Source organism: Rubritalea tangerina, assembly GCF_042683245.1.
Taxonomy (GTDB): Bacteria; Verrucomicrobiota; Verrucomicrobiia; order Verrucomicrobiales; family Akkermansiaceae; genus Rubritalea; species Rubritalea tangerina.
In genome coordinates this window covers 49,819-73,740 of the sequence record NZ_JBHUJB010000035.1, presented here as the reverse complement: position 1 = coordinate 73,740, position 23,922 = coordinate 49,819, and the positions used below count along the sequence as shown (strand labels likewise).

10 protein-coding genes are annotated in these 23,922 nt (G+C 50.8%); 5 read left to right on the top strand and 5 right to left on the bottom strand.

What is annotated here, in order from left to right; translation table 11 throughout:
* Window positions 1-4: 4 nt before the first annotated feature.
* The 4 genes from ACFSW8_RS08480 (at window position 5) to ACFSW8_RS08465 (ending at window position 13,917) form a co-directional block, all read left to right on the top strand.
* Window positions 5-4,120 carry a PVC-type heme-binding CxxCH protein gene (locus ACFSW8_RS08480; protein ID WP_377177962.1) on the top strand — a complete coding sequence of 1,372 codons (4,116 nt, stop codon included), beginning with the start codon at window positions 5-7 and terminating at the stop codon, window positions 4,118-4,120.
* A gap of 98 nt (window positions 4,121-4,218) precedes the next feature.
* Window positions 4,219-5,895 carry a ribulokinase gene (locus tag ACFSW8_RS08475; RefSeq protein WP_377091391.1) on the top strand — a complete coding sequence of 559 codons (1,677 nt, stop codon included), beginning with the start codon at window positions 4,219-4,221 and terminating at the stop codon, window positions 5,893-5,895.
* A complete protein-coding gene (gene araD / locus ACFSW8_RS08470) occupies window positions 5,892-6,587 on the top strand; it encodes an L-ribulose-5-phosphate 4-epimerase AraD (protein ID WP_377087202.1) in 696 nt (231 codons plus the stop codon). The genes ACFSW8_RS08475 and araD overlap by 4 nt, the downstream gene beginning before the upstream one ends.
* 346 nt (window positions 6,588-6,933) lie before the next feature.
* Window positions 6,934-13,917, top strand: a complete 6,984-nt coding sequence (locus ACFSW8_RS08465; RefSeq protein WP_377087198.1) for a cadherin domain-containing protein — start codon at window positions 6,934-6,936, stop codon at window positions 13,915-13,917.
* A gap of 194 nt (window positions 13,918-14,111) precedes the next feature.
* On the opposite strand, the gene ACFSW8_RS08460 is transcribed toward ACFSW8_RS08465, so the two are convergent.
* From ACFSW8_RS08460 to ACFSW8_RS08440, 5 genes are all read right to left on the bottom strand, one after another.
* Window positions 14,112-14,534, bottom strand: a complete 423-nt coding sequence (locus tag ACFSW8_RS08460) for a pyridoxamine 5'-phosphate oxidase family protein (RefSeq protein WP_377087194.1) — start codon at window positions 14,532-14,534, stop codon at window positions 14,112-14,114.
* A gap of 259 nt (window positions 14,535-14,793) precedes the next feature.
* Window positions 14,794-16,002: an outer membrane protein assembly factor BamB family protein gene (locus tag ACFSW8_RS08455; RefSeq protein WP_377087190.1), complete on the bottom strand. Its 1,209-nt coding sequence runs from the start codon at window positions 16,000-16,002 to the stop codon at window positions 14,794-14,796.
* A gap of 24 nt (window positions 16,003-16,026) precedes the next feature.
* Window positions 16,027-20,325: a LamG-like jellyroll fold domain-containing protein gene (locus tag ACFSW8_RS08450; RefSeq protein WP_377177960.1), complete on the bottom strand. Its 4,299-nt coding sequence runs from the start codon at window positions 20,323-20,325 to the stop codon at window positions 16,027-16,029.
* A 570-nt stretch (window positions 20,326-20,895) separates the two neighbouring features.
* Window positions 20,896-21,813 carry a homoserine O-succinyltransferase gene (locus tag ACFSW8_RS08445; RefSeq protein WP_377177958.1) on the bottom strand — a complete coding sequence of 306 codons (918 nt, stop codon included), beginning with the start codon at window positions 21,811-21,813 and terminating at the stop codon, window positions 20,896-20,898.
* 72 nt (window positions 21,814-21,885) lie between these two features.
* Window positions 21,886-22,476: a rhomboid family intramembrane serine protease gene (locus ACFSW8_RS08440; RefSeq protein ID WP_377087183.1), complete on the bottom strand. Its 591-nt coding sequence runs from the start codon at window positions 22,474-22,476 to the stop codon at window positions 21,886-21,888.
* A 239-nt stretch (window positions 22,477-22,715) separates the two neighbouring features.
* On the opposite strand from ACFSW8_RS08440, the gene ACFSW8_RS08435 reads away from it, so the two are divergent.
* Entirely contained in the window at window positions 22,716-23,921 is a 1,206-nt protein-coding gene (locus tag ACFSW8_RS08435) for a hypothetical protein (RefSeq protein WP_377177956.1), read from the top strand.
* The last annotated feature ends 1 nt before the right edge of the window (window position 23,922 follow it).

The following is a 23,922-nucleotide window of genomic DNA, read 5'->3' as shown; positions in this document are numbered from 1 at the left end:
AATTATGAAACTATTCACTCTAATCAGTACATTGGTTACGCTGAGCATGTCAGTGCATGCTCAGATTGTCTATGAAGGCAAGGAGGGGCCAGGGAAAGGAAAGCATATTGTATTCATCGCATCAGACCATGAGTATCGTGCGGAGGAGACATGTCCGGCGCTTGCTCGGATTCTGGCACAGCATCATGGTTTTAAATGCACTGTTCTATTTGGGGTCGATAGAGATGGGGTGATAGAAGCAGGTGCTTCTAACATCCCGGGTTTAGAAGTGCTGAAAGATGCTGATTCAATGGTGATATTCGCGCGTTTTTTAGATCTTCCAGACGCCCAGATGCAACACATTGTAGAATATTTGGAGTCGGGAAAGCCGGTAGCGGGGTTGAGGACATCATCGCATGCATTCAAGATTCCATCAGGGAAAAAGTACTCTAAGTTTGATTATAAGTATAAAGGGGAGGACTATAAAAATGGCTTTGGCGAGCAGGTGTTAGGGAATACTTGGGAAGGGCACTATGGTAGAAATCACAAGCAGGGGACGAGAGTTTTATTAGAGCGAGATCAACTGGCGCATCCTATTTTGAGGGGGGTGGCAGACAAGGCATTTTGTTTTGCTGGGGGGTATGTGGGTGTTGAGCGGGAGGATTTCACCGTTTTAGCGAAGACTCAGCCATTGGTGTCCATGGATCCAAAGGCGGATCCTGATCCGAAGAAAAAGCCGATGCCTTCAGTTTGGGTACGTCATTATCAAGGCAAGGGGGGGGAGAAAGGCAGGGTGTTTCACACGACGCAAGGTGCGTCTCAGGACATACTGGATGACAATTACCGGAGGCTAGTGGTGAATGGTATTTTCTGGGTCAATGGATTAGAGCGAGAGATTCGTGAGGGGAACACTATCGACTTCGTGGGGGAGTATAAGCCTCGGACATTTCGGATGAAGGGGCACGCGCGTGGTGTGAAACCAGCGGACTTGCGCGACATGGTTTCTCCTATCATGCCTGAGAAGGGGATGACTGAGAAGGGGAAGACGCCTAGCCAGAAGGACGCTAAGCACACAAAGATCACAGATGAAAAACTTTCGCGTCCACCGAAGGATGCTAAGCTGAAGAAATATTTCATCAGTAATCAGTCACCACGTCCTCAAGTGACCTCTCCTGTGAAGACGACGCTACCACTCAAGCTAGAAGAGGGAGCGACGATTGCTTTGGTGGGTAATTTACTTTTGGATACAGAGCGGAGGAATGGTCACTTGGAGAGTATCGTGCAACAGGCATTCCCTCAATCCAAGTTACGATTTCGAAATTTTGCATGGCCTGCAGACGAGGTGGATTTAATGCCACGTCCTGATAAGTATGGTGATCTTGAGCAGAACCTTTTCTATGTGAAGCCAGATGTGATCATTGCAGCCTACGGCTATAATGAGTCATTTGCTGGTGAGGCAGGTGTGGAAGCCTTTAAGAAAAGGTTGGCGAAATTTGTGTCAGGGCTGAAGAGCAAGGCATTCAATGGAAAGTCAGCGCCTCAGGTTGTTTTGCTCTCACCAGTAGCTAACGAGGATGTGGCACAGGTGAATGCAGGGAGCCGAAATAATGGAAATATTGCGCTCTACAGCCAGGCGATGCGGGAGGTTGCAGCAGCATTAGAGGTGGGTTTTGTGGATGTCTTTGAGCCGACAAAGAAGATGTTTAGCGACGGTTCTCATACGCGTGATGGTCATGCACTCAATGCCAGAGGTTATGCATTATTTGCGCAGAGTGCATTTGAAGGAATCTTTGGAAAGAAAGCGCCAGAGGTGAATGAGGATATGCGTAAGTTAGTGGTCGATAAAGCATTTCATTTTGATCAACGCTACCGTGCGGTGAATAGTTTTTATTACACAGGTGGGAGAGCTGGAGCATACGGCTATTTAGACTTCTTACCTGCGATGCGAAACTTTGACATCATGGTAACTAATAGGGATAAAGCTATCCATCTCACAGCAAATGGTGAAGAGGCTCGACCAGATGATTCGAAGGTGCCGCCATTAGATAGAGTTGCACAGGGACGAGGGGCAAATACTTGGCATAGTCCTGAAGATGAGTTGAAGGCTTTCAAGGTGGATCCGAGGTTTGAGGTTAATTGTTTTGCTTCTGAGAAAGACTTTCCTGAGCTGGCATGTCCGATCAGTATGCGTTGGGACAGCAAGGGGCGTCTTTGGGTTTCGACATCGACAACCTACCCGCATGTTTATCCTGGGCAGAAGCCTGCAGACAAAATCTTGATTTTGGAAGATACGGATCAAGATGGTAAAGCGGACAAGTGTAAAACATTCGCAAGTGGTTTACATATGCCATTGTCCTTTGTGTTAGATGATAAAGGAGGAGTGTATGTCTCAGAGCTGCCTCATTTGACCTATCTTCAGGATATCGATGGTGATGATGTGGCTGACAGGCATGAGATTGTCGCCACTGGATTTGGGATGGAAGATTCACATCACGCTTTACACGACTTCATATGGACTCCTGGAGGGGAGTTGATATTCCGCGAATCGGTTTTTCATAACACACAGGTCGAGACCCCATATGGTCCGGTGCGCGCCAGAAATTCTGCGTGGTTTAGGTACGATCCATTAAAGAAGAAGCTGAGTACATTTGGTAACTACCCGAATACGAACCCATGGGGAGTTGCCTTTGATAGGCATGGGCACCATGTGGCATCTCATCCGGTATTCGCATCGACATTTCATGCCACCAACCGTGTCTACCCAGCGCAGCATCCGGGAGCTAAAGGGATTCAGGCCTATTCTGGCGTTTGTGGTCACGGGTTTGTAGATTCTAAAATTTGGCCGGAAGAAATGCAGGGAGGATTTATTAAGAACCGATATAAGCCGACTAACAAGGTAGAGTTTCATCAATGGACTCAGATGGATGACCATTATGCTGAGAAGTTTGTGTTTGATATCATTTTTTCCTCTGACTTGTCATTCATCCCGGTGGATTTTCAATTTGGCCCAAGGGGGGCTGCTTATGTTTGTGACTGGTATAACCCTATTAAGGGGCACATGCAGTATTCTTTGAGAGATCCACGAAGAGATCGTCACTCTGGTAGGATTTGGAGAATTGTCCCTAAGGGGGCGAAATTGGGGCCAGCTGCACGTACTGACGGGAAGTCTGTTGCTGATCTGCTAGATATGTTGAATAGCCAAGATTCTACAGTGACAGGATGGGTGCGCAGGGCGCTGCGTGCTAGGGGAGCGTCTATTGAGGGAGTATTGGGGCGTTGGGTGAATGCACAAGGCTCTGAGGCGATGAAGCTTCAGGGGCTATGGGTGTATCAGGGGATTGGAGTCATCAATGAAAAGTTATTGGGTGAAGTTATTTCTTCATCAGATCCAATTATTGCAGCTGCGGGGTATACGACACTCAGATCTTGGGCTTCAGAGATGCGTAGCGCTGATGTAGAACGGCTATTGAGAATGGGCGCTGAAAGTCAGTCTCAACATGTTAGAAGAGAGGCTGTGATTGCGGCATCCTATGTGGGCTCTGCTGGGGCGTTGGAGGCGGTACTTCCTGTGTTGGATCAAGAAGCTGGCGTTCATTTGAGTTATGCGATTCACAGCGCTATAGAATCTGAGGCTTTATCAAAGCATTGGCGTGGCGGTGCTGTAGAACAACGCGTTCAGCAGGGCTTGAAAAATTTGAGGGCATCGGGCAAGAAGCCGGAGAAGAAAACGCAAGAGCGTCATCCATTTGACCAGAAGAAAGGCCTTCAGGAAGTGCTCATTACCTGTGTGCCTGAGCGTTTGATGTTTGATAAGAAACGCTTCACGGTAAAAGCAGGTCAGCCAGTTAAGTTAACATTGGATAACCCGGATGCGACTCAGCACAACTTATTGATATTGGATCGTGGAGCTTCTGTTTCAGAGGTAGGGATGGCTGCTAATGAAATGGCGAAGTCGCCTGAAGGGATGAAAAAGCATTTTGTTCCGGATGATAAGCGCATCTTATTCAGCACGAAGTTGGTGGGTGAGCACCAGAAAGAGGTTTTACGTTTTATTGCTCCGACAAAGCCAGGTGAGTATCCGTTTATTTGCTCATTTCCTGGGCACTGGTCAGTCATGAAAGGGGTGATGGTGGTGAAATAGGTCGCAAGTTGACCGATTTTTTCAAATGTTAGCAGCAGGAGTTCTAGACGAATCTTAGTTTTTTTGTCAGAGTGTTACGCCATTACGTTAAAATACTTATGGCAGCATACGCAATCGGTCTTGATTTTGGGACAAACTCCTGCCGCTCACTTCTGATAGATTTAGAATCCGGGCGAGAATTAGGTTCAGCGGTATTTCCTTATCCGTCTGGGGAGATGGGAATTCTAACGGACTCTGTGGATCCTCACGTCGCGCGCCAGAACCCTAGGGATTATATAGAAGGGTGTGAGGTTATCGTGCGAGCAGCCCTAGAGCAAGCACGGGAGAGAGTGCCTGATTTTGACCCTCGTCAGGTTATTAGCATTGGTGTTGATACAACTGGATCGACTGTTATTCCGGTAGATCGGTGCGGGGAGCCTCTTGCTTTTGATGAGAAGTTCCGATCGAATTTAAATGCTCATGTGTGGTTGTGGAAGGATCATACTGCTTATGTGGAGGCTGAGCGTATTAGCAAAGTGGCTCGAGAGATTCGTCCTGAGTATCTGGCTAAATGTGGGGGGACCTATTCTTCGGAATGGTGGTGGTCAAAGATATGGCATCTCAAAAATATTGATTTGGAGGTGTTTGAGGCGGCACATACCTTTGTTGAGCATTGCGATTGGCTCTGTGCTGTCTTGTGCGGCATTAGTGAGCCTAGGGAGATAAAGCGTTCAATTTGTGCTGCTGGTCACAAAGCTATGTATCATGAAGACTGGGGTGGGTTGCCAGATAAGGAGTTTTTGAGCAAGTTAGATCCGGCACTGGCTAGTTTGAGAGATCGATTGTATTCGAAAGCCTATGCTTCGGATGTGGCTGCTGGTAGCTTGTCGGCTGAATGGTCTGATAGATTAGGTTTACATCAAGATGTTGTTGTTGCGGTGGGCGCCTTTGATTGTCACATGGGAGCAGTTGGAGCGGGAGTTAAGGAGGGTACACTTGTCAAAGTGTTAGGCACTTCTACTTGCGATATTACGGTTGCAGACCCGAATGTGGTTGATGTGCCGGGGCTTTGTGGCCAGGTCGACTCGTCTGTGATTCCTGGGTTAGTGGGAATAGAGGCGGGGCAGTCGGCAGTTGGCGATTTATTTTTGTGGCTAGTAAAGCATGTAGTTCCTGACAGCTATGGCGGCTCGGTGCAGGCTAAGTTTGAGGCTATGGGGGAGCGCATTGAGAAAATGCGGCCCGGTGAATGTGGTCTGTTAGCTTTAGATTGGAACAATGGAAATAGAACTGTGCTGACGGATGTGCGCCTTTCTGGAATTTTGTTAGGCCAGACTTTGCACACGGAAGCGCATGAAATCTACAGAGCGTATATAGAAGCTACGGCATTTGGAGCTGCTAAGATTATTGAGCGGATGGAGGCATACGGGGTGCAGGTAGATGAAGTGGTGACGACAGGTGGTTTGTCGTTAAAAAACCCTACTTTGATGCAGATCTATGCTGACGTGCTAGGTAAGCCTATGAAGGTGTCGTTTAGTGAACAGACATGTGCACTGGGGGCTGCTATTTTTGGGGCTGTAGCGTCAGGGTTTGCTACACTCGAGAGACTTCAAAGTAGATTAGTACGCTATCATTCCAGAGAGTATGTTCCATCAGATAGTAATCATGTAATCTACCAACGTCTCTATCGTCTTTACAGCCAATTGCACGACGGTTTCGGGACGACTGATTGGCGTGGGAATATGGGGAATGTGATGAAAGATCTCATGGATATTAGAGAGGATGTGACGGCGTGATTGAAAGTTTAAAGAAAGAGGTGTTAGATGCAAATGTCGCACTTGGTGAGTCAGGTCTCGTTTCTCTAACATGGGGCAATGTGAGCGCGATTGATCGTGATTTAGGGCTTGTGGCGATTAAGCCAAGTGGGGTGGACTATGCGGAATTATCCATTGAGAGTATTGTTGTGGTGAATTTGCAGAATGAAGTGGTGGAGGGGGCCTTTAAGCCATCATCTGATACTAAGACTCATCTCCAACTTTATCGGAGTTTTTCCGAAGTTGGTGCGGTGGTACACACGCACAGTCCTGCAGCGACAGCTTTTGCGCAAGCGGGATGTAGCATTCCATGTCTAGGGACGACGCATGCGGATCATTTCAATGGAGATGTGCCGGTGGCACGGGCGTTGAGCTCTGATGAAGTGGTTAGTGATTATGAGGGAGCTACTGGGATTAGTATCGTTGAGTGCTTTAATGAGTTAGGATTAGATCCCATGGCTGTTCCTGCAGTGTTACTAAAGCATCATGCACCCTTTACTTGGGGGGAGACGGCTGAGAAGGCACTAGAGAATAGTATTGCGTTGGAGATGTGTGCAAAAATGGCACTCATGACCTATCAGCTACGCCCCAATGCAGCGGCTATTCCACAGCATATTCTGCAACAGCATTATTTTCGGAAGCACGGTGAGGAAGCATATTACGGGCAGGGATAGAGTCATGTTAGAGTGGATTTTTTGAGACTTGTCCCAGATATTGTTTAAGTGATTCCATAATGATGCACGTCGTTTCTTTTATTGGAGGCCTTCTTGGAAGGGGTGATTGGAGTGACCGAGCTACCAGTTAGGTTGTTTTTTAGAGGGGTGCTAGGGGGAATAGGTTTCATCCTGAATCTAGTAATAATGATGTTAGGTGTTGATTGTGAGTGGTTTGATCGCGGGACCACCTCGATGAGGTAGACCGCAAAGCCTGAGGTTGTGTAATAATGGTGAATGCTAGATTTCCATCGTGGTGATTTCTCACGACTGAGGGGGCTGGCATGAAAACCTAAAAAAACACACAATGACAAAAAGAACCTCTAGGAGATGGGGCAGTCTGATGACTGCTGGGACTCTCTTACTTGGATCATGGCAGCTATCATTAGCGAACTTGCCTGAGACCTTCACGGTCACGGTGGACAAGGGTGGCGGTGAGATGGTTGATCTAACACTAAGTAAGTATTCTATCCGTTCAAACAATTGCCGGATTGTAACGTGGGATTCCACGAATGGTTATGTAGAAGTGCATACATCAGCCAATCCGGGGATGCCGGCAAGGACCTACCGTGGGCATGTGACTCAAAACCCAAATGAGTTGGTGATGGCGGTGGTACACTCTGACTACACTTTGCAGGTAGATGTGCATGATGGGAGTGGTAGAGTCTGGACAGCATCAGGGATTGATGTGACGGCGGAATTAGGCAATGGAACATCTACAGTGCCGACGCCTGCGCCTCACAGTGCTGGGACAGGGACGCCAGTGGCACATGGTCTGCCAGGGGCTCACTTGCCAGTTGTTGGGCTTTATCGCGCGCACGGGGTTGAGGATATTCCGAGCCAATTCTTTGACCTCAACGGTCAGAATGTTGAGCAGACTCTCGTTTGGTTAGAGCATCAATGGAACATTTTTGATTTCTTCAATGCACGTGACTGTAAGCTCAGTATGGAGCTCACGGAGGTTATCATTCGTAAGGAGCAATTCTATTTCCCCCAAGCAGGAACTGGACAGTTCACGACGATGTTACGCAACGAATGGGCTGCTCAAGGGCAGAACAAGCGCGGCTTTGTGCATTCTTGGTTCCCGTATAACTTCACCTATGCGGGAGGCTATGCGAGTGGCAATGAATTCTATGGTTCGGGTCACTGTATTTCGGTCAATGCTCTTTATCATGAGGTGGCGCACAACTGGAGAGCGCAGCATTATTTTTATGGTAAGGAGACGATGACTGGGAGTCATCCAGCTCATACTGAGATGAATAGCCAGCGCGTGTTGTACACTCGTCAGTTGCAGATTGATCAAGATGATGGGATTGAATTGCTTACGAATTACGCAACGAATCTGCACCCGAGAGCTTACCAAGACGTAGCTTCTACTTTGGTCAACACCGCGGTGGATGTTTCACCATTGGAGAATGACTACGATGCCAATGGTGATGCCATCTCGATCAAGGATTTCACAGCAACGACAGCAAAAGGCGGTACAGTCACGGAGTCTAACGGAGTTCTTACCTATACCCCAGCAAATGGGTACGTGGGTAAAGATGTGGTTGTTTATGAAGTTCAGGATACGGCCGGTCTATTCACTAAGAATGCTATTCACATTGAGGTTGTGAACCAAGGTTTGGCAGCTCAATGGACAATGGAAGATTCTTCTGGTGCGAATGCGACTGATAGTTCCGGCAATGGGCACACTGGCTCAGTGGTCGGAACTGACTTTTCCAGTGCGTCAGTACCAGGGCCTGTCGGGAATGCGTTAGCACTTGGTAGTTCTGACTACATGATAGGTGATAGTTCTAACCTCATTACACATGCAGATACGACTTACCCATTGGATGCGGCAGCTAGTAACTTCTTTGATCCTATGGATCGTGACTTCTCAGTGGCGACATGGGTGAAGTTAGGTGATCAAACTGCAAGCGCGAATCTTTTCACCAAGATCAACAATGCGAACTTGGGGTATAAGGTGACCGCTAGTCAGGCAAGTGGCATCACCGCTTCTCTACGAGTATGGGATGGCTTTGAGGGCACGTTTTCTGTGTCGTCGGGCCAGGCGCTCGCAGCTGGTGGGTGGTATCACGTTGCGATGGTTATCAATCGAGGTGACAACACGCTTCGGCTTTATGTTAACGGAGCGGAAGTAGGTTCGGCAGCTTCCATACCATCAGGGTACTTCATTTTCAATGGACGTGAAGACTTCAAAATTGGTGGGGCTGGAGCCATCACTGTGGATGATACACAGATATATACCAAGGCATTGAGTTTGGCAGAGGTGCAGGCATTGCACGATGCAGGAGAAGTGCCGGCAGCACCATTGAATCCAAGTAATGGGGACCTTAATTTGGCTTTTGAAGCTGACTTAGAGTGGCTTGCGGGCAATGCCACCTACCAGCATGATGTGTACTTTGGCACGGATGCAGCATCAGTAGCTTCAGCCACGACTGCCTCACCTGAGTACCAAGGGCGTCAGTCAGGTACGAGTTTTGATCCAGGAACACTCGACCCATCAAAGACCTACTTTTGGCGTATTGATGAGGTGGACGGCAGTTCGATCATTGCCGGAGATGTGTGGAGTTTTCATACAGCCGCTAGTGCGCTTAATTCTAACTTGGTATTGCATCTCAGTATGGATGACGAGGATGTGCAGACAGCAGATGGCGTGACGCACACTTATGATGATACTGCTTTCCCTGCACAAGATTTCCAAGCAGTCGGCACATTGGTGACTGGTTCAGCTGGAGTTATTGGTGAGGCATTAGATTTGACGGGGAGTTCAGATACGATCCGTTCTTACGTCTCGAATCCAGTGAGCCGTCCTTCCGCTGGAGGCGTTACGGTTTCGTTTTGGATTAACACAAGCTCTACTCAAAATGGGGGAGAGAAGGTGTACGATGCGGGTGGCGCTTACTTTTTGCGCTATTACAATGGTGATTTGATGCCAGTGTTTGACGGTAGCTCAGGAGGAGCTGTGACTTTTGATACCAATATCAATGATGGTCAATGGCACCACATCGTAGCCACTAACGACGGCGCGGGTCTCACGACACTCTATGTCGATGGCGTCTCAGTAGGCACTCAGTCTGAGGGTTTGCACAATGTAGCGAGCTTGAACCGCACTATGGGGATTGGAGCTACATACAATGGCACTGGCGAGAACCTCGAAGCTTCTTTTGACGACTTTGCTGTTTGGGAGCGAGCACTCAGTGTGAGTGAAATTACTGACATTCACACAGCTGGTTTGGCTGGCAATTCTTTCAATGATATTGATGTGTTAGTGGACACAAGTTTTGATGAATCAGACGGCTTCACAGGCTTCAATGCAGGTGGTACCGCGAGTTTGGGCACTGTTGTTGACAATAATGGAGTCACATGGACCGAAGTGACTGATGCTAAGATTTGGAATCGCTCTGACATCCCGCCTGCAGGCATTCAGGCTTTGGTATTTGGGGTGAGTGGAGGAGGCACTGGTCAATGTGATGTCTCAATCCCTGGTACTACCGAAGGGGTGGGAATTGTTAGCTTTGACTATGCGTCTTTCAGTAGCAGTGCCAATGCGACCTTCCGCTTGCTATACAATGATAATACTGGCTCAGGCTGGGTTGAGGCATGGTCCACTCAGGTGGTGGGTATGAACCCGGACTTCTCTGATAAGCCATGGGGAAGTGCAGAGGTTGCCATTAATGTTCCTGGCGATGTTGACCTACGTTTTGAAACTTCTGGCACGAAAGGAGCTAAGATTGATAACGTCAAGGTGACCGGTCTACCGTATACAGTTACTAACATTGCCCCAGTAGTTAATGACACTGCTGGAAGTGTGGCTGAAAATACCCCGGCTGGGGCCGCTATTGCTACAGTGGTAGCGAGTGACTCTAATCCTGGAGACTCTGTTAGCTATGCAATCACTGGTGGCAACACAGGTGGAGTTTTTGCAATCGACAGCAATGGAGCCATTACGACGACGGCGGCCCTCGACTACGAGGCTAACAGCCAGTATGTACTCACTGTCACTGCGACAGATAATGGTGGGCTGAACGATACGGCCAGTGTCACCGTGGATGTGAGCAATGTGAATGAGGCACCCAGTGCAACTGGAGGGGTGGCTTCTCTCGCAGAAGATGCGACCGCTGGTTCAGCTGCACTCACCGTAGGGGTAACGGACCCAGATAGCGCAGACAGCTTCAGTTATGCGATCACTGCAGGCAATACGGGTGGCGCATTCAGCGTTGATACCAATGGTGTGGTGCGCGTGGCTTCAGCTCTCGATTTTGAGACAACAACAAGCTACGCACTGACTATCACTGTCACCGACGCGGGAGGGCTCAGCGACACTGCAGCTGTCACCCTCAATGTGACCAACGTGAACGAAGCGGTCGTGGCTAACGACACGAGTGGTAGCGTGGCAGAAGATGCAACTACTGGCACAGCCGTGGCCACCGTCAGCAGCTCTGACCCCGATGCGGGCGACAGCGTGAGCTTCGCGATCACAGCAGGTAATACAGGCAATGTCTTTGCGATCGATCACAGCGGAGTGATCACCACAGCAGGAGCTCTGGATTATGAAGCGACAGCTAGCTACAGTCTCACAGTGACTGCCACGGATGGCGGTGGGCTCAGTGACACAGCAAACGTTAGCGTGACTGTAACTAACGTGAACGAAGCAGTCGTGGCTAACGATACGAGTGGCAGTGTGGCAGAAGATGCGACTACTGGCACAGCCGTGGCCACCGTGAGCAGCTCTGACCCCGATGCGGGCGACAGCGTGAGCTTCGCGATCACTGCAGGTAATACGGGCAATGTCTTTGCGATCGATAACAGCGGAGTGATCACCACAGCAGGAGCTCTGGATTATGAAGCGACAGCTAGCTACAGTCTCACAGTGACTGCCACGGATGGCGGTGGGCTCAGTGACACTGCAAACGTTAGCGTGACTGTAACGAATGTGAATGAGTCACCTCTAGCCTCTGACAACAGCGGTACAGTGGCTGAAGATGTGAGCATTGGTACCGCAGTTGCGACTGTGAGTGCAACGGACCCCGATGCAGGAGATTCCGTCAGTTATGCGATTATCGCGGGCAACACAGGAAGTGCCTTTGCCATCGACAGCAACACCGGTGAGATCACGACAGCAGCAGTGCTCGATTTCGAGACACTTGCAAGCTACACGCTCACAGTGGAAGTTACTGATGGTGGCGGGCTCAGCGACAGCGCGACTGTGACTGTCACTGTGACGAATGTTCAAGAATCTATCTTCCGTTCTAACTGGCAGGCACTGGCGGACCAGAACCCAGTTGCAGACCCGAGCACCTACTTCGATGGTACGGTGGCCACCTTAGAGGGCAGCATCGACTTCGAGAATGTCTCAGGTAACCTTCGCCTCTGGAATGGAGGAGTGGGAGACAAGGACTTCATCGGTTCCGGTAGTTCAGATGTGTTTGAGAACGTGATTGAGATCACAAGTGCACAGTATGCTAACGACACTGAGTACACGCTCAGCTATGTCGTAGGTACAGGTTCTTCCTCATCCCGAACAGGTGATTGGTTTGTAGAGTTCGGCACACGTGACGGCGGTGTCTTCACACCACTTGGCGTGGTGGATAGCGGTTCCGCATCGAACGTCACAGGGTCGCTAGCACTCAATAGCGATGAGAACCTGATGGATAATGCAAACAACTCCGCTTTGTTCGGAGGGAATGTGGGTGGCCGTATCCTTACGGTGACCTTCAACCCCGGTGATGCAGCGACAGGCAAGAACATCGCATTCCGCTTCGGAACGACGAGCTCAAACCTCTTTGCAGGTATCTCCGATATGCTCCTCGACTCCACAGCTGTGGTAGATCCCAACCTTGCGCCCGTTGCTAACGACACGAGTGGAAGTGTGGCAGAAGATGCTACGCTTGGTACTACTGTAGCGACAGTGAGTGCGAGCGATCCCGATGCTGGCGATAGCCTCAGCTACGCAATCACAGCGGGCAATACTGGTGGCGCCTTCGCGATTGATAACAGTGGTGTGATTACTACTGCCACAGCCCTCGATTACGAAACCACTAACAGCTACACACTCACAGTGACGGTCACCGACAATGGAGGACTCAGCGACACGGCAAGTGTGTCAGTGAGTGTCACTGATGTGCTTGAAGTCACAGCAGCAGTGGTGGCAACAGGCAGCGCATCGAACCTAGCAATGACAAGCGCCGACCTCGGCTACAGTATCACTGACGAAGGGGGAGAAGCTCCGAGTGTGACTCTCTACTACGGTGAGACTGATGGTGGCACGACACCCGCAAGCTGGAGCAACAGCGTGGTTCTTGGAACGAAGAATGCCGGAGCGCATGTGGAAAGCATCACGGGTCTGAGTGAGGGCACGAGCTACTACTACACGATTGCTGCGACAAACACAGCAGGGACAGTGTGGGGCAGCAGCGCGAGCTTCACGACCGTGGCGGACACCTCACCTAAGATGGTGCGCACGACGGTGAGTGGCGTTTCTAGCAGCAGCTGGACTAATGTGGATCTCGGCAAGAACTACAACTCGGCAGTGATTGTGGCGACACCGATCTACGCGAGTGCCGCACAAGTGCCGGTGGTGACCCGTATCCGCAACGTGAGTGGCAGCAGCTTCGAAGTGAAGCTTGATAGAGCAGATGGACTGACAGCTGCAGTGATCTGTGATGTTTCCGTGATCGCTGTGGAAGAAGGGGTTTATACCCTTGCAAGCGACGGCGTGCAGATGGAAGCAGTGAAGTTCACTTCTACGGTGACTGCTGCGAAGTCTAGCTGGTTGGCAGAGGCTCGTAGTTACACTAACAGCTACACCACACCGGTGGTGCTAGGTCAGGTGATGAGTGCGAACGATGCGAACTGGTCCGTGTTCTGGAGCATGGGCAATACCCGCACGGCACCCGCTGATGTGTCTAATCTCAACATTGGTAAGCACGTCGCAGAAGACAGTAATACAGTGCGCGCTGATGAGACGATTGGTTACATTGTGATCGAAGCCGGTACCGGCAGCATCAATGGTGTGGCCTATGAGGCAGGACTTGGTGCCGATACTGTACGCAACACAAGCAACAGTGCAGCTGGCTACAGCTATGGGCTCACAGGTTTGAGCAGTGCAAGCGCTGGTGCACTCAGCTCTGCTGGAATGGATGGAGCAGATGGTGGCTGGCCGGTGTTCTTTGAGAATGACGCGTTGAGTGCGAGTGCGATCAAGTTGATCATTGATGAAGATGACATCGGAGACAGCGAGAGTTCGCACACGACCGAGCAGGTGAACTACCTGATCTTTGAGTAGCGATTCAGCTAACAAAAAAATATAAGGCCACTCAGAAGCGTCTGAGTGGCCTTTTTATTAAGTCTTTTATGCATTTATAGATCAAAGGCTGGAAGGTCATCGATACTCTGGGTGTTTTTTTCCGCGCGGTACTTTGCCATTTTCTCAGGTCCTTTGCTAGCGGCCCACTTATCGAGAGTTTCACGGTCTCCTTGTTACTTGAAATAGGGGACTGAATAGTCGCAAGAGTCAGTGACGCGCTCTACTGTGATGTGAATGATAGCACGCGTTCCGGGGTTGTTAGGGAACTGTTGAGCTAGTGCGGCATAGCTTGAATCGCCAGGCAGCACGACGGATCCTTTGCCGTGTAATCTTACAATTTGAGGTTTACCTTCGAAAGCGCAAAACATGATGACGATGCGGCCATTTTCTCTGAGGTGAGCGACGGTCTCTGCACCACTGCCTGTGTAGTCTTGGTAGGCCACCTCCATCGGTCCTAGGATGCGGAATGCGTCACCGCCTTTAGGTGAGGTGTTGACTCGCCCATCAGCCGAGAGAGGTGCCGTGGCTACAAAAAACAATTTTTGTTGTTCAATCCATTGAGCGATTTTGGGGCTGATCTCAGGGTGCAAGTTCATGGAGGAAGCATAAGCGCAGCTTGGAATTATGTCGTCTATAAAAACTGCAGATTACGCATTTGTGTTACACAGTTGGATGGGGGAAAGGTAATAGAAATGGTGCTCAGGGTGCCCTGATTGGCGGGCTTTCATTTTTGAGAGTGTTGCTCTGTTTCCTGTCCCATTTGTCTCTCATGATGTGAGAGAAAGTAGGGCAACAAAAAATCCTGGAGGAATGCGCTCCAGGATTTTGGTGGTGAGGGGGGGTGATAGGTCGGTATTAGGGTGACTCGAAGCAATAGATTTTGCCTGTCGTTGTGGAGGCAAAGAGTTTTCCATCGGCGAGGGCGAGAGAATAGGCGTCACCTTCGACGGAGAGAATTTTCTGAACGGATCCGTCGGAAGTATTGATCGCAAAGACCTGCTTTCTAGCGCCGACATAAAGGGTTGAGCCACCAAGGATGATGGTTCTTGGTTTTTCAATTCCTTGAGTCCAAGAGTTAGAGCCAGTGGCTGAGACCGAGTCACGGATGATTTTATATTCACTGCCATTGTGGGTGATAATGCGCTCAAGGTAATCGATGAGCACTTTGTCTCCTCTTGAGCTGGCAGTGGTTTGGGTCATGTGATCGGTACGGTTGTCTCTATTATGGCCAGGGCCATGGTAGAGTTTACCAGTAGTGGTGAGAGTGAGGTAGGTGCCGCCGCAGCCTGGGAAAGTGCCGTTATAGCTGAGGTTGTTGAGGGTGAAGGAGGCTGGAGTGTTTTTGCCTTGAGACACGTAGATGTTAGAACTGTCGGCAGCCATGAGACCTTCAAAGCTATAGTTAGATCCTGAGCGCAAGGTGCTATTTTCGAGGGCACCGGTGGTGGCATTAATTTTAGCGATATAATTGCCGTGCCAAGTCATGAGGCCGAATCCGCAGTAGGCGAAGCCATCTTGGACGATGACACCAGAGCGGCACGGGAAGCGTGTGAGGAATTTGTGATCGCTGGTGATCATGGTAGCTGAGGGGCCACCGCGGTAGGTCCAGACGAGGGACCCGTCGTTGGCATTGACACAATAGGCGAGGCCGTCGTCGGATCCGAAATAGACTTTCGCCGAGTCATAGGTGGGGGCGATACGGACGGCACCACCAGTGGGCAAACGCCAGACTTCAACACCTGAGGAGGCGTCTAGAGCAACGCAGGCATTTTCTGAGCTAGATGCGAAGAATACTTTGTTGTCAGCAGCGATGAGGTTGAAGGCTTTATCGTAGTCGAAGCTGTCGGACTGGAAGGTTCTTTTGGCGTAGGAATCGCGCGCCATTTTACCTTTATAAGCGGGTTGTGGTTTTGCGTTAGGGGTGTAGACCCAGCTCTGTGCGAGAGTGGATGGGGTGAGCTGTTCTGAGCTAACTCCCGAACGGAGGTTGTCATGTAAGTGGGTAGGCCATTCAGCGGCGATCAGGGGGGAGCTAAGAAGGGTAAGGTAAAAAAGAGTTTTCATAAGATTAACAATGGTGTGAGTGGCTTATTTTTTAGGGCCCCAGCCGTGTGAAATATGGACCCAGGCACCGCATGAGCAGCCTGCACTTTTTTCTTGGATAAGGAACATGCCGTCAGCTGGTGCCCAGTTGAGCCAACACGCTCCGCGGACGTGGTCGATGCCTGTGGTTTGGCCACCTTGGATGGGCCACATGGAGAGGCCTTTACCGCTGTAGCCAGTGCGGTAGAAGAGGAGGTTTTTCGAGCCCCAGTAGGTGTTACAACCGCCTCCATTATTTTTGGGGATATCGGAACGTTTGAGTGTACCAGTGGCCGAGTCAAAGACGTTAGGGGTCATGAGGACCTCACTGTTAGTGATGACAGCATGTTGGGATTTCCCACCGTGGTCAGTTTTATAACATGGTGCTGATTGGTTCCAAGTAGCGGCTCCAGTAGCGGCATTGAAGCCGTAGAGGAAATTGGTACTGCCATTGCCTGAGGTGATGACAAGTGAGTCAGTGGATTCATCACACATGAGGAAGGTCGTGAAATCACCACCGCTAATGGTGAGTGGTGTTTCCCAAGCTTTGGAGCCCGTGGAGAGGTTCAGACAGACGAGGTAGAGGTCTTGTTTCCAGGTGCTGGGGGAGAGTCTCCGCGTCTGGGCGCTGAGGGCGCTGGCATTACGCGTTTCGAGGAAATAGACTCTGCCGTTACCCACGGTGATAGAGACGCTGAGGATGAGGCCATCATGGTATTCCCAGTTTTGGCTACCCGTGTCCTTATCGAGAGAGAACAAGTTGTCAGACATGACTTGCTGAGCGGCAGCACCACCATTGTGGGTGTACCAATATTGGCTACCCCAGTGGTTTTTGTAGAAAGCTTCAGGGACAGAAGCGGATCCTAACAAGTGATTGCCGGTACGGCAGATGTAGTTCCAATGGTATTCGACATCATTGCGTGGGCCATTGACGAGTGGGAAGGTGGTGAGTTTACCTGTATCTCCATCCATTTTCCATGCTTCTTTGCGCAGTGAGAGCCAGACGGCATCGTCATCGGCGGTGAGGTTGCCTGCATCGCGCAGCATGTTGAAACGTTGTGCATCATCGAGTTCACGGGTCCAGAGGATACTCCCATTATGGGAATCGAGAGCGAGGATACGTCCTTTACCTTGGCAATAGAATCGGCCGTTCGCAGCGAGGGGCGGTTGTTCAGCGACTTGGCGGTCCCAAGCGAGTTCTGGTCCTGGTGAGCCGAGCCAGCGCAGTTCGAAGTCATCGATCCGGGTTTTACCGCTGAATTCTTCTTGGGAGGCGCCGGTATTAGCTGGGTTGCCGTAGCTCATGGTCCAGGAGCCTGTACCTGGGAGTGTGGCGCGCAGGTGGGATTGGAATGAGCCAGAGTCGAGGGCGGCCACGATGCCACGGCCTGGGATACTATGTTTTTCGGTATTAGAGACTAGGGCTGCTGCTGGAGACTGGCTGGCAACTTGGCTCTGGGAAACGATGAGGTTAAAGAAGTCCTCTGGGAAGGGCAGGTTGGCGAGGTCGTCAGCGAGAACGACGGTGACGCGTGAGCCATAGATTCCACGTTCACAGAGGAATGCTCGCGCGGCATCGACTTCAGCCTGAGTGTCTTCAACGCCGATGACAACGAGTTGGCTTTGTCGTGCGAGTTCGTATGCGAGGCGGCCGTCACCGCAGAGGTAGTCGAGGCAGTAGCCTCGGTCTAGAACGCCGGGAGTGGAGAGGATGGCTTCTGCTTGTTGGGTCCAGCCATTGCCGGAGTCAAAGCCGGCTTGGTCGACGACTGGAGGTGGGCTGTAATCCCAGAGTGATTCTGTTGTGAAGGTTTTTGAGCGTGTGAGCACACCGTTGTTATCTTGGATGACTGTGTAGGTGAAGGCTGCATCGGGAGTGAGGTCCGTGATGACGACTTCATGGTAGGTACTGAGTGTGTAGTCCTCGTATCTGCTGGTGGTGGAGCCTTGGAGGCCATAGTCGAGGATGGTCACGGTTGGCTCTGTGGTGGTCCAGCTGATAACCGCTTGGCCATTGCGCAGTTCAACGGTGGGCTGAATGGATTCGCTGATGGCCCCTTGGTAATGAGGTTCCATGCGCACGCGCATCATGATTTTACCCGCAGCTACGGCACTTTTTGTTTGGAAGTAGCGCAGGTGGAATTCTTTTTTACCGCCACCTAGATCGGTTGGGGATACGAATGGAATGAATTTGTTAGAGTCACTATTCCAGAGTTTGAGGTCGGCGCTCGACTCGGGGAGGTACTGGATATTATTGATCAGGCTGGGGCGGACGTAGTGGAGCACTGGGTAGAGTTGGCCTTCGAATTCTTCGAAGGTGACACGGCTTGGCGCGGCGGTGTTGGCCGAATTAGGATTTGTGCCAGCAGCATACTCGTGGAAGTTAGTGAGGCCGTCGCCATCGAAGTCGTCATCTCCAGATTGAGAAGTGTTACCGAAGTGTGTGATTTCCCAGTCGTCGTCCATTTTGTCAGCATCGGAGTCGAGGATGCTTGATTGGCTCATCGCGATTCCTTTTTGGCTGGAGTGGTAGACTTCTTTTACATCTTCGGAGTTGAGGGCGCGGCGCCAGATTGTGACTTCATCGATGCTGCCTCTCCAGGCGTAGTTGCCATTACCATCAGTGCCCATAGCCAGATCCATGGCATTGTCGACGGAGCCAGCTCCTGCGATGCTGAAGCTTGTGGCAAGTTCTCCATTAACGTAGCACTCTGCATTTCCGGATCTACTGTTAGATACAAGGATGTGGTGCCAGCGTTCATCGGCGATTTGTGATCCACTGATAATGGTTCCTTGCTTTCTGCTAGAACCTGCTAGGTTCCACTTGAGTCCACCATCGCCAGTGGCGTAGAGGCCCCACCCAGGGTTTGATCCATTGGTCCAATTTTGTTTACAGATGATGGTGCCATCTGAGGATCCGGCATTTGGGATGCTGGTGGTAATGGAGCCATCACGTTTGACCCAGAGTGAGAGAGTGAAGTCGGTGTTAGCGCCGAAGTCGAGGTCATTATGATCTGGGACGATGACTGCTTGTTTGAGTTGGTCGATGAAGGTGACTTGGTGGCCGGCGACGCCATTACCAGAGATGGTGGGGTTATTGGCGCCGGAGCCATTGTGTCGGGAGGCTGCACCAGCGGTGTCATTGAAGCCGTTCTCGAAGCTGTATTGGGCGACGAGGTCGAAAGCGGTACCGCTTGGGGACCAGGTAAGGTTTGAGATACTTGCTGTGTTAGCGACTGGGGAGTCGGCATCGTAGAGTTCGATCTTGTATTGGTAGTTGAGGGAGCTGTTTGCAGGAGCGGGTGGAGAATCTACGTAGCTGGTGTCGGTAGCAGTGAGAGTGGCGATGGTGGAGCCATTACGGCTCACTTTGATTGTGGGTGCGCTGATGCCGGTGAGGTCATAGCTATTCCAGCTCAGAGTGGCAGTACCGGCGTCTTTATCTAAGGTTGTGGTGAGGATATTTTGGCTTAGAGTCGCCGAGAGGGGGGAGCCTTGTCTGCCTGCTGAGTAGATGGCTTGGATTTCTTCTTGGCTGAGTGGGCGGGACCAAATGGAGAGGTCGTCAATGCCTGTGGCGGGGAGGCTGTAGCCGCTGAGGTCTCCGTCTTGGCCAATGACGATGGAGTTATTGGAGCCAACGAGGTTTCCTGATGGAAGCCCAGAGCTAGTGGGGGCTGAGCCATCGTCACCGATGGTAGTGACTTCGGGATCGAGTACGTAGTTTGTGAGAGTATTATTATTTTGGTCGACGACGAGAGCGACGAGTGTCCAGCTGAAGGAGCTTTGTTGGTAGTCGGAGTCGTTATTGAGCTCGACCCATGATGTGTCGTTACGGCCGGAGCCACTGGAGATATTTGCTTTGATATCGTCGCCAGCGACTGCGGAGACCCAGCCTTGGTAGCCACCGGAGCTGGACCAATTTTTTCCACCGCTGGTGATGATACCTGGGTCGCTGGGGATGTTTGCTTTTAGGTTGACCCAATAGAGGATGGTAAAGCTTTGGTCATTAAAGAGGTATTCGTTACTACTGGTGACGAGGTAATTTGAGCCGGCTCCATTACCGATGATGGCGGCTTGGCCGAAGATTCCCGTTTGGAAGTTTGCGTTGCCGGTCCAGGTGCCATTGTTAGTGGAGGTGGAGCCTCCGAGGCTGGATGAATTGTCGTCGGCTGTGCCATCGAAGGGGAAATAGGCAAGTAATCCAGAGCTAGAGATTTGGGCTTCAGACTGGCTCGAGAGGAGGCATAGTAAAGCAGCCATAGAGAGGCTGAGGTGATGCTTTTGTGGCAAAATTGTCATCATAGGTGTGTCTCGTGTAGGTTTTGAGGGGACATCGGGTGTGTTTCATCATGGTATTGGAGTTTTATGTGACAAAACAAACGAAACGAGATGGCATTAGGAAGATGATGACTGGCAAAAACAGTGACACAAAAAGAGGGCTAAATGATTGAAAATCATTGGTAGATACAGGGATAGAGTCCTGTGGAGACAGTGCACAGGCAGTTCTATATTACAGGTGTGCTGCGCAACTTTGTGCGTCTGTAGCTGTGGGGGGGCAGGGTTAAATTTTGTATTTAGGATGTAGGTTCACTCAACAAATGTAGCTTTGTGGGGCACAAAATGATCCCAAGCAGCAAGCAAATCAATGCGTCGCGACTAGAGTGGTATCAGCTAAGTCCTGAAGATAATTGTTTGATATTATGTTGATAAAATGGCTCCTGTTAGTCGCTTTTTTCATGAGGCACGGGTCATTTTCTGATCACCTTTGTTCTTCGGCAGTCCGGAATGTTTATTCAGGACTTCCTCTAGCCTTATTGATCAGGGAAATTACCTTTCGCAATGATGTCCATTACTTAGCTGACATCACTCTGCCTAGTGCTTGATCGTTGAGAGATCAAAGGGGGTGTCTTGGTAGAGTTCGTTAATGAAATTATTGAAGAGCAAGAACGCGTAGGGTCGCCAGCGGTTGATGGGAGCTTGGGAGTCGTCATTTCCTGGGAAGTAGTTTTCAGGAAGTGCGGTATCGAGTCCGGCCTCTTTATCTCTGAAATATTCTTGGCCGAGGGTGTCGGCGTCGTATTCGAGGTGGTTGAGGATGAAGAGGTCACCAGTTTTTGAGCATCGTGCCATTGCGGTACCTGCTTCATCGGAGTGAGCGAGCACGGCGAGGCCAGCAGCTTCGATATCTTCTGCTTTATTTGCGGTGTAGCGGGAGACAGGCATAGGGAAGCGGTCGATGAAGCCCTGCATGAGGCGGGTGCCAGTGTTCTGGCGTAGGTGGTGGTCGTAGACACCGAAGAGCTTGTCCTCCATTTGGAATTTATCGATACCGTGGAGGGTTTTCATGAGGGCTTGTGCCCCCCAGCAGATGCCGAGGCGGCGAAAGACATGGCTTCGCGACCACTCGATGATTTCAGTGAGTTCTTGCCAATACTTCACCTCTTCGAAGGGGAGGGTTTCGATAGGGGCGCCGGTGATGATGAGGGCATCGAAGTACTCATCGCGGATGTCGTCTAGGGTGCGGTAGAATTCGAGCAAGTGGTCTTGGCCCACATTCTTGGGGCTATAGCTTGCTGTGGTCATGAGGGTGAGTTCGACCTGGAGCGGTGAGGCGCCGAGGAGTCTGGCGTATTGGATCTCGGTCTGCACCTTTTTGGGCATCAGATTCAGAAGGACGACGCGCATGGGGCGGATGTCTTGGCGAGCGGCTGTAGAGCTATCGATGAGGTCGACAGATTCTGCGCGCAGAGTGGCGCGCGCTGGCAGTGTGTCTGGAATCTTGATGGGCATGTGCTTGGGGACTTGATACACAGCTTCGAGGATAAATCCAGCGAGGTTTTTGGGCGTGAGGTGTTTCTGGTATTATTCGCTGCTGAGGCCTTTGTGGCGACGGCCGAGCCAGATACCGGCGAGCATACCTGTGAGGTGACCTTCCCATGAGACGGGGATTTGGCCTTGGGGGAGGACTCCGAAGATCATGCTTCCATAGAAGACGGCGACGAGGATGCCGGTGATGAGCCAGAGTGGTTTACTTTCGATGATAGCACGGGTCATAACGTAGCCGAAGTAGCCATAGATGAGGCCGCTGGCACCGATGTGGACTTCTCCGGTTCCACCAATGAGCCAGGTACCTAGGCCTCCGAGCAGGATGATGATGGCAGAGCTGTAGTAGAAGCGTCTACCTTCTGATTTGAGCATGATGTATCCCAAAGTGAGGAAGGGGACGGTGTTAGAGCTTAGATGACCGAAACCGCCGTGGAGCCAAGGCATGATTGGGATGCCTAGCAGACCGAATGCCTGCCGTGGGTGGATGCCGAATCTATCCAATTGGCCGGCGAGGAAAAACTGATCGACTGCTTCGATGATCCAGGCGATGAGCACGAGATCGAGAAGGTACATGAAGGTGGGGCGCTGTTGGGCGATCCGTTGCTTCTTTGGGTGGGCCGATTTCACTGTGCTAAGGTTCCATTCATTTTTGTGAGATGCAAAGTGAAATTGTGAGGATTGTGGCTTGTCATGGTGTGAGAAAAAGTTAGTTTCTGACGAAGTAGCTCGACGTAGGGGTTTCCCATGGAGTTACTTGTGTAGTTGAAATGCAGAATTGCCCACAAGAGCATCAATGGATGCGTGTAGCGAGAAGCACGGCGCGCAAGGTAAATCTGGCGTGGTTGCTAGAGCGGTGTCGTTTGCCCATGCTAATTTTTAGCATGGTGTTAGCAGTGGTGATCATTCGCATACGCTATGTGAATGGAGTATTTGATTGGTTTTTCATTGGTGGTGTTGCGGCTGTGGGAATGGTGTTTACTATTGGGGGGTGTTGGTGGATAGTTAGAGGGAAATTTGAGACTGAGGACCAGGCTTTAGTACGATTAGAGAGCAGCCTAGGGATGCATAATGGGCTGAGTGCGGCACGTGCTGGGGTGGCTAGTTGGCCCGCGTGTGGAAAGAAGGTAGATATTCAGTTAGGTTGGAGATGGTCGCGTTTGTTGCTACCGATTATTGGAGGTTTTTGTTTATTTAGTTCTGCTGCATTTATCCCAATTGGCCAGCAACAAGATGGTGGGTATGTGGCGGCGCCTCCGAAAGGGTATACGGATTTAGTAGAGTCGGTGGAGGAGCTAGAGCTCGATGAGGTAGTGGATGAGGAATACATCGAGGAGATGAAGGAAAAGGTCGAGCAACTGAGGGAGGCAAACAGTGAGGATTGGTATAGTCACTCGAGCTTGGAAGCGATTGATTCTTTGAGAAGTGCGCATCAGAACAGCGCTGCTGAGCTAGAACAAGATTTGAGAAAATCGGAGAGGGCTCTGCAGGAGCTCAAACAGGCAGAAGGAAAGATGACGCAGGAGCGGCAGAAGAATTTGCTCGATGAGTTTGATAAGGCGCTAGAAGGCATGGAAGGTGGGGCGATGAAGCCTAACAAGGAATTGCTGGAGCAGCTGAAGGGGATTGACCCGGACAAGTTGGGGGATATTCCAAAAGAGAAGTTGGATGCGATGCGCCAAAAGATGCGCGAGCATGCGGAGAGGTTAAAGCAACAACAGGAAGCGCAGGGAGAGGGGATTGGTGAGGGGCCTGGAGAGATGGGTGAGGGTGGGCCTGGTGAATTTGGCAATGGGGGCATTGAGCGTGGTCCAGGGCATCCACCAGGGGTGTTAGGCGACCCTAATGACCCGCTAGAGGCGGGTGGTTTTGAGGGGATAGATCCGAAGAACCCTGACGGTTCATTACCGGGAGATTTACTAGAAACGCGGGTGACAGAACACGAGGTGGACATGAGGGAGACAGCGCCACAAGCTGGCGGAGCAGTAGGGACAGAGGGGCGAGGTGGCGAGCGAGTCTGGCAGAACGAGTTGCTCCCCAACGAGCAAAAAGCGCTGAAGCAATTTTTTAAATAGT

What these genes read in the sequence shown, in the direction of transcription:
- ACFSW8_RS08480 (WP_377177962.1), top strand. Translation starts at nt 5, where the DNA reads ATGAAACTATTCACTCTAATCAGTACATTGGTTACGCTGAGCATGTCA.
- ACFSW8_RS08475 (WP_377091391.1), top strand. Translation starts at nt 4,219, where the DNA reads ATGGCAGCATACGCAATCGGTCTTGATTTTGGGACAAACTCCTGCCGC.
- ACFSW8_RS08465 (WP_377087198.1), top strand. Translation starts at nt 6,934, where the DNA reads ATGACAAAAAGAACCTCTAGGAGATGGGGCAGTCTGATGACTGCTGGG.
- ACFSW8_RS08460 (WP_377087194.1), bottom strand. Translation starts at nt 14,534, where the DNA reads ATGAACTTGCACCCTGAGATCAGCCCCAAAATCGCTCAATGGATTGAA.
- ACFSW8_RS08455 (WP_377087190.1), bottom strand. Translation starts at nt 16,002, where the DNA reads ATGAAAACTCTTTTTTACCTTACCCTTCTTAGCTCCCCCCTGATCGCC.
- ACFSW8_RS08450 (WP_377177960.1), bottom strand. Translation starts at nt 20,325, where the DNA reads ATGATGACAATTTTGCCACAAAAGCATCACCTCAGCCTCTCTATGGCT.
- ACFSW8_RS08445 (WP_377177958.1), bottom strand. Translation starts at nt 21,813, where the DNA reads ATGCCCATCAAGATTCCAGACACACTGCCAGCGCGCGCCACTCTGCGC.
- ACFSW8_RS08435 (WP_377177956.1), top strand. Translation starts at nt 22,716, where the DNA reads ATGCTAATTTTTAGCATGGTGTTAGCAGTGGTGATCATTCGCATACGC.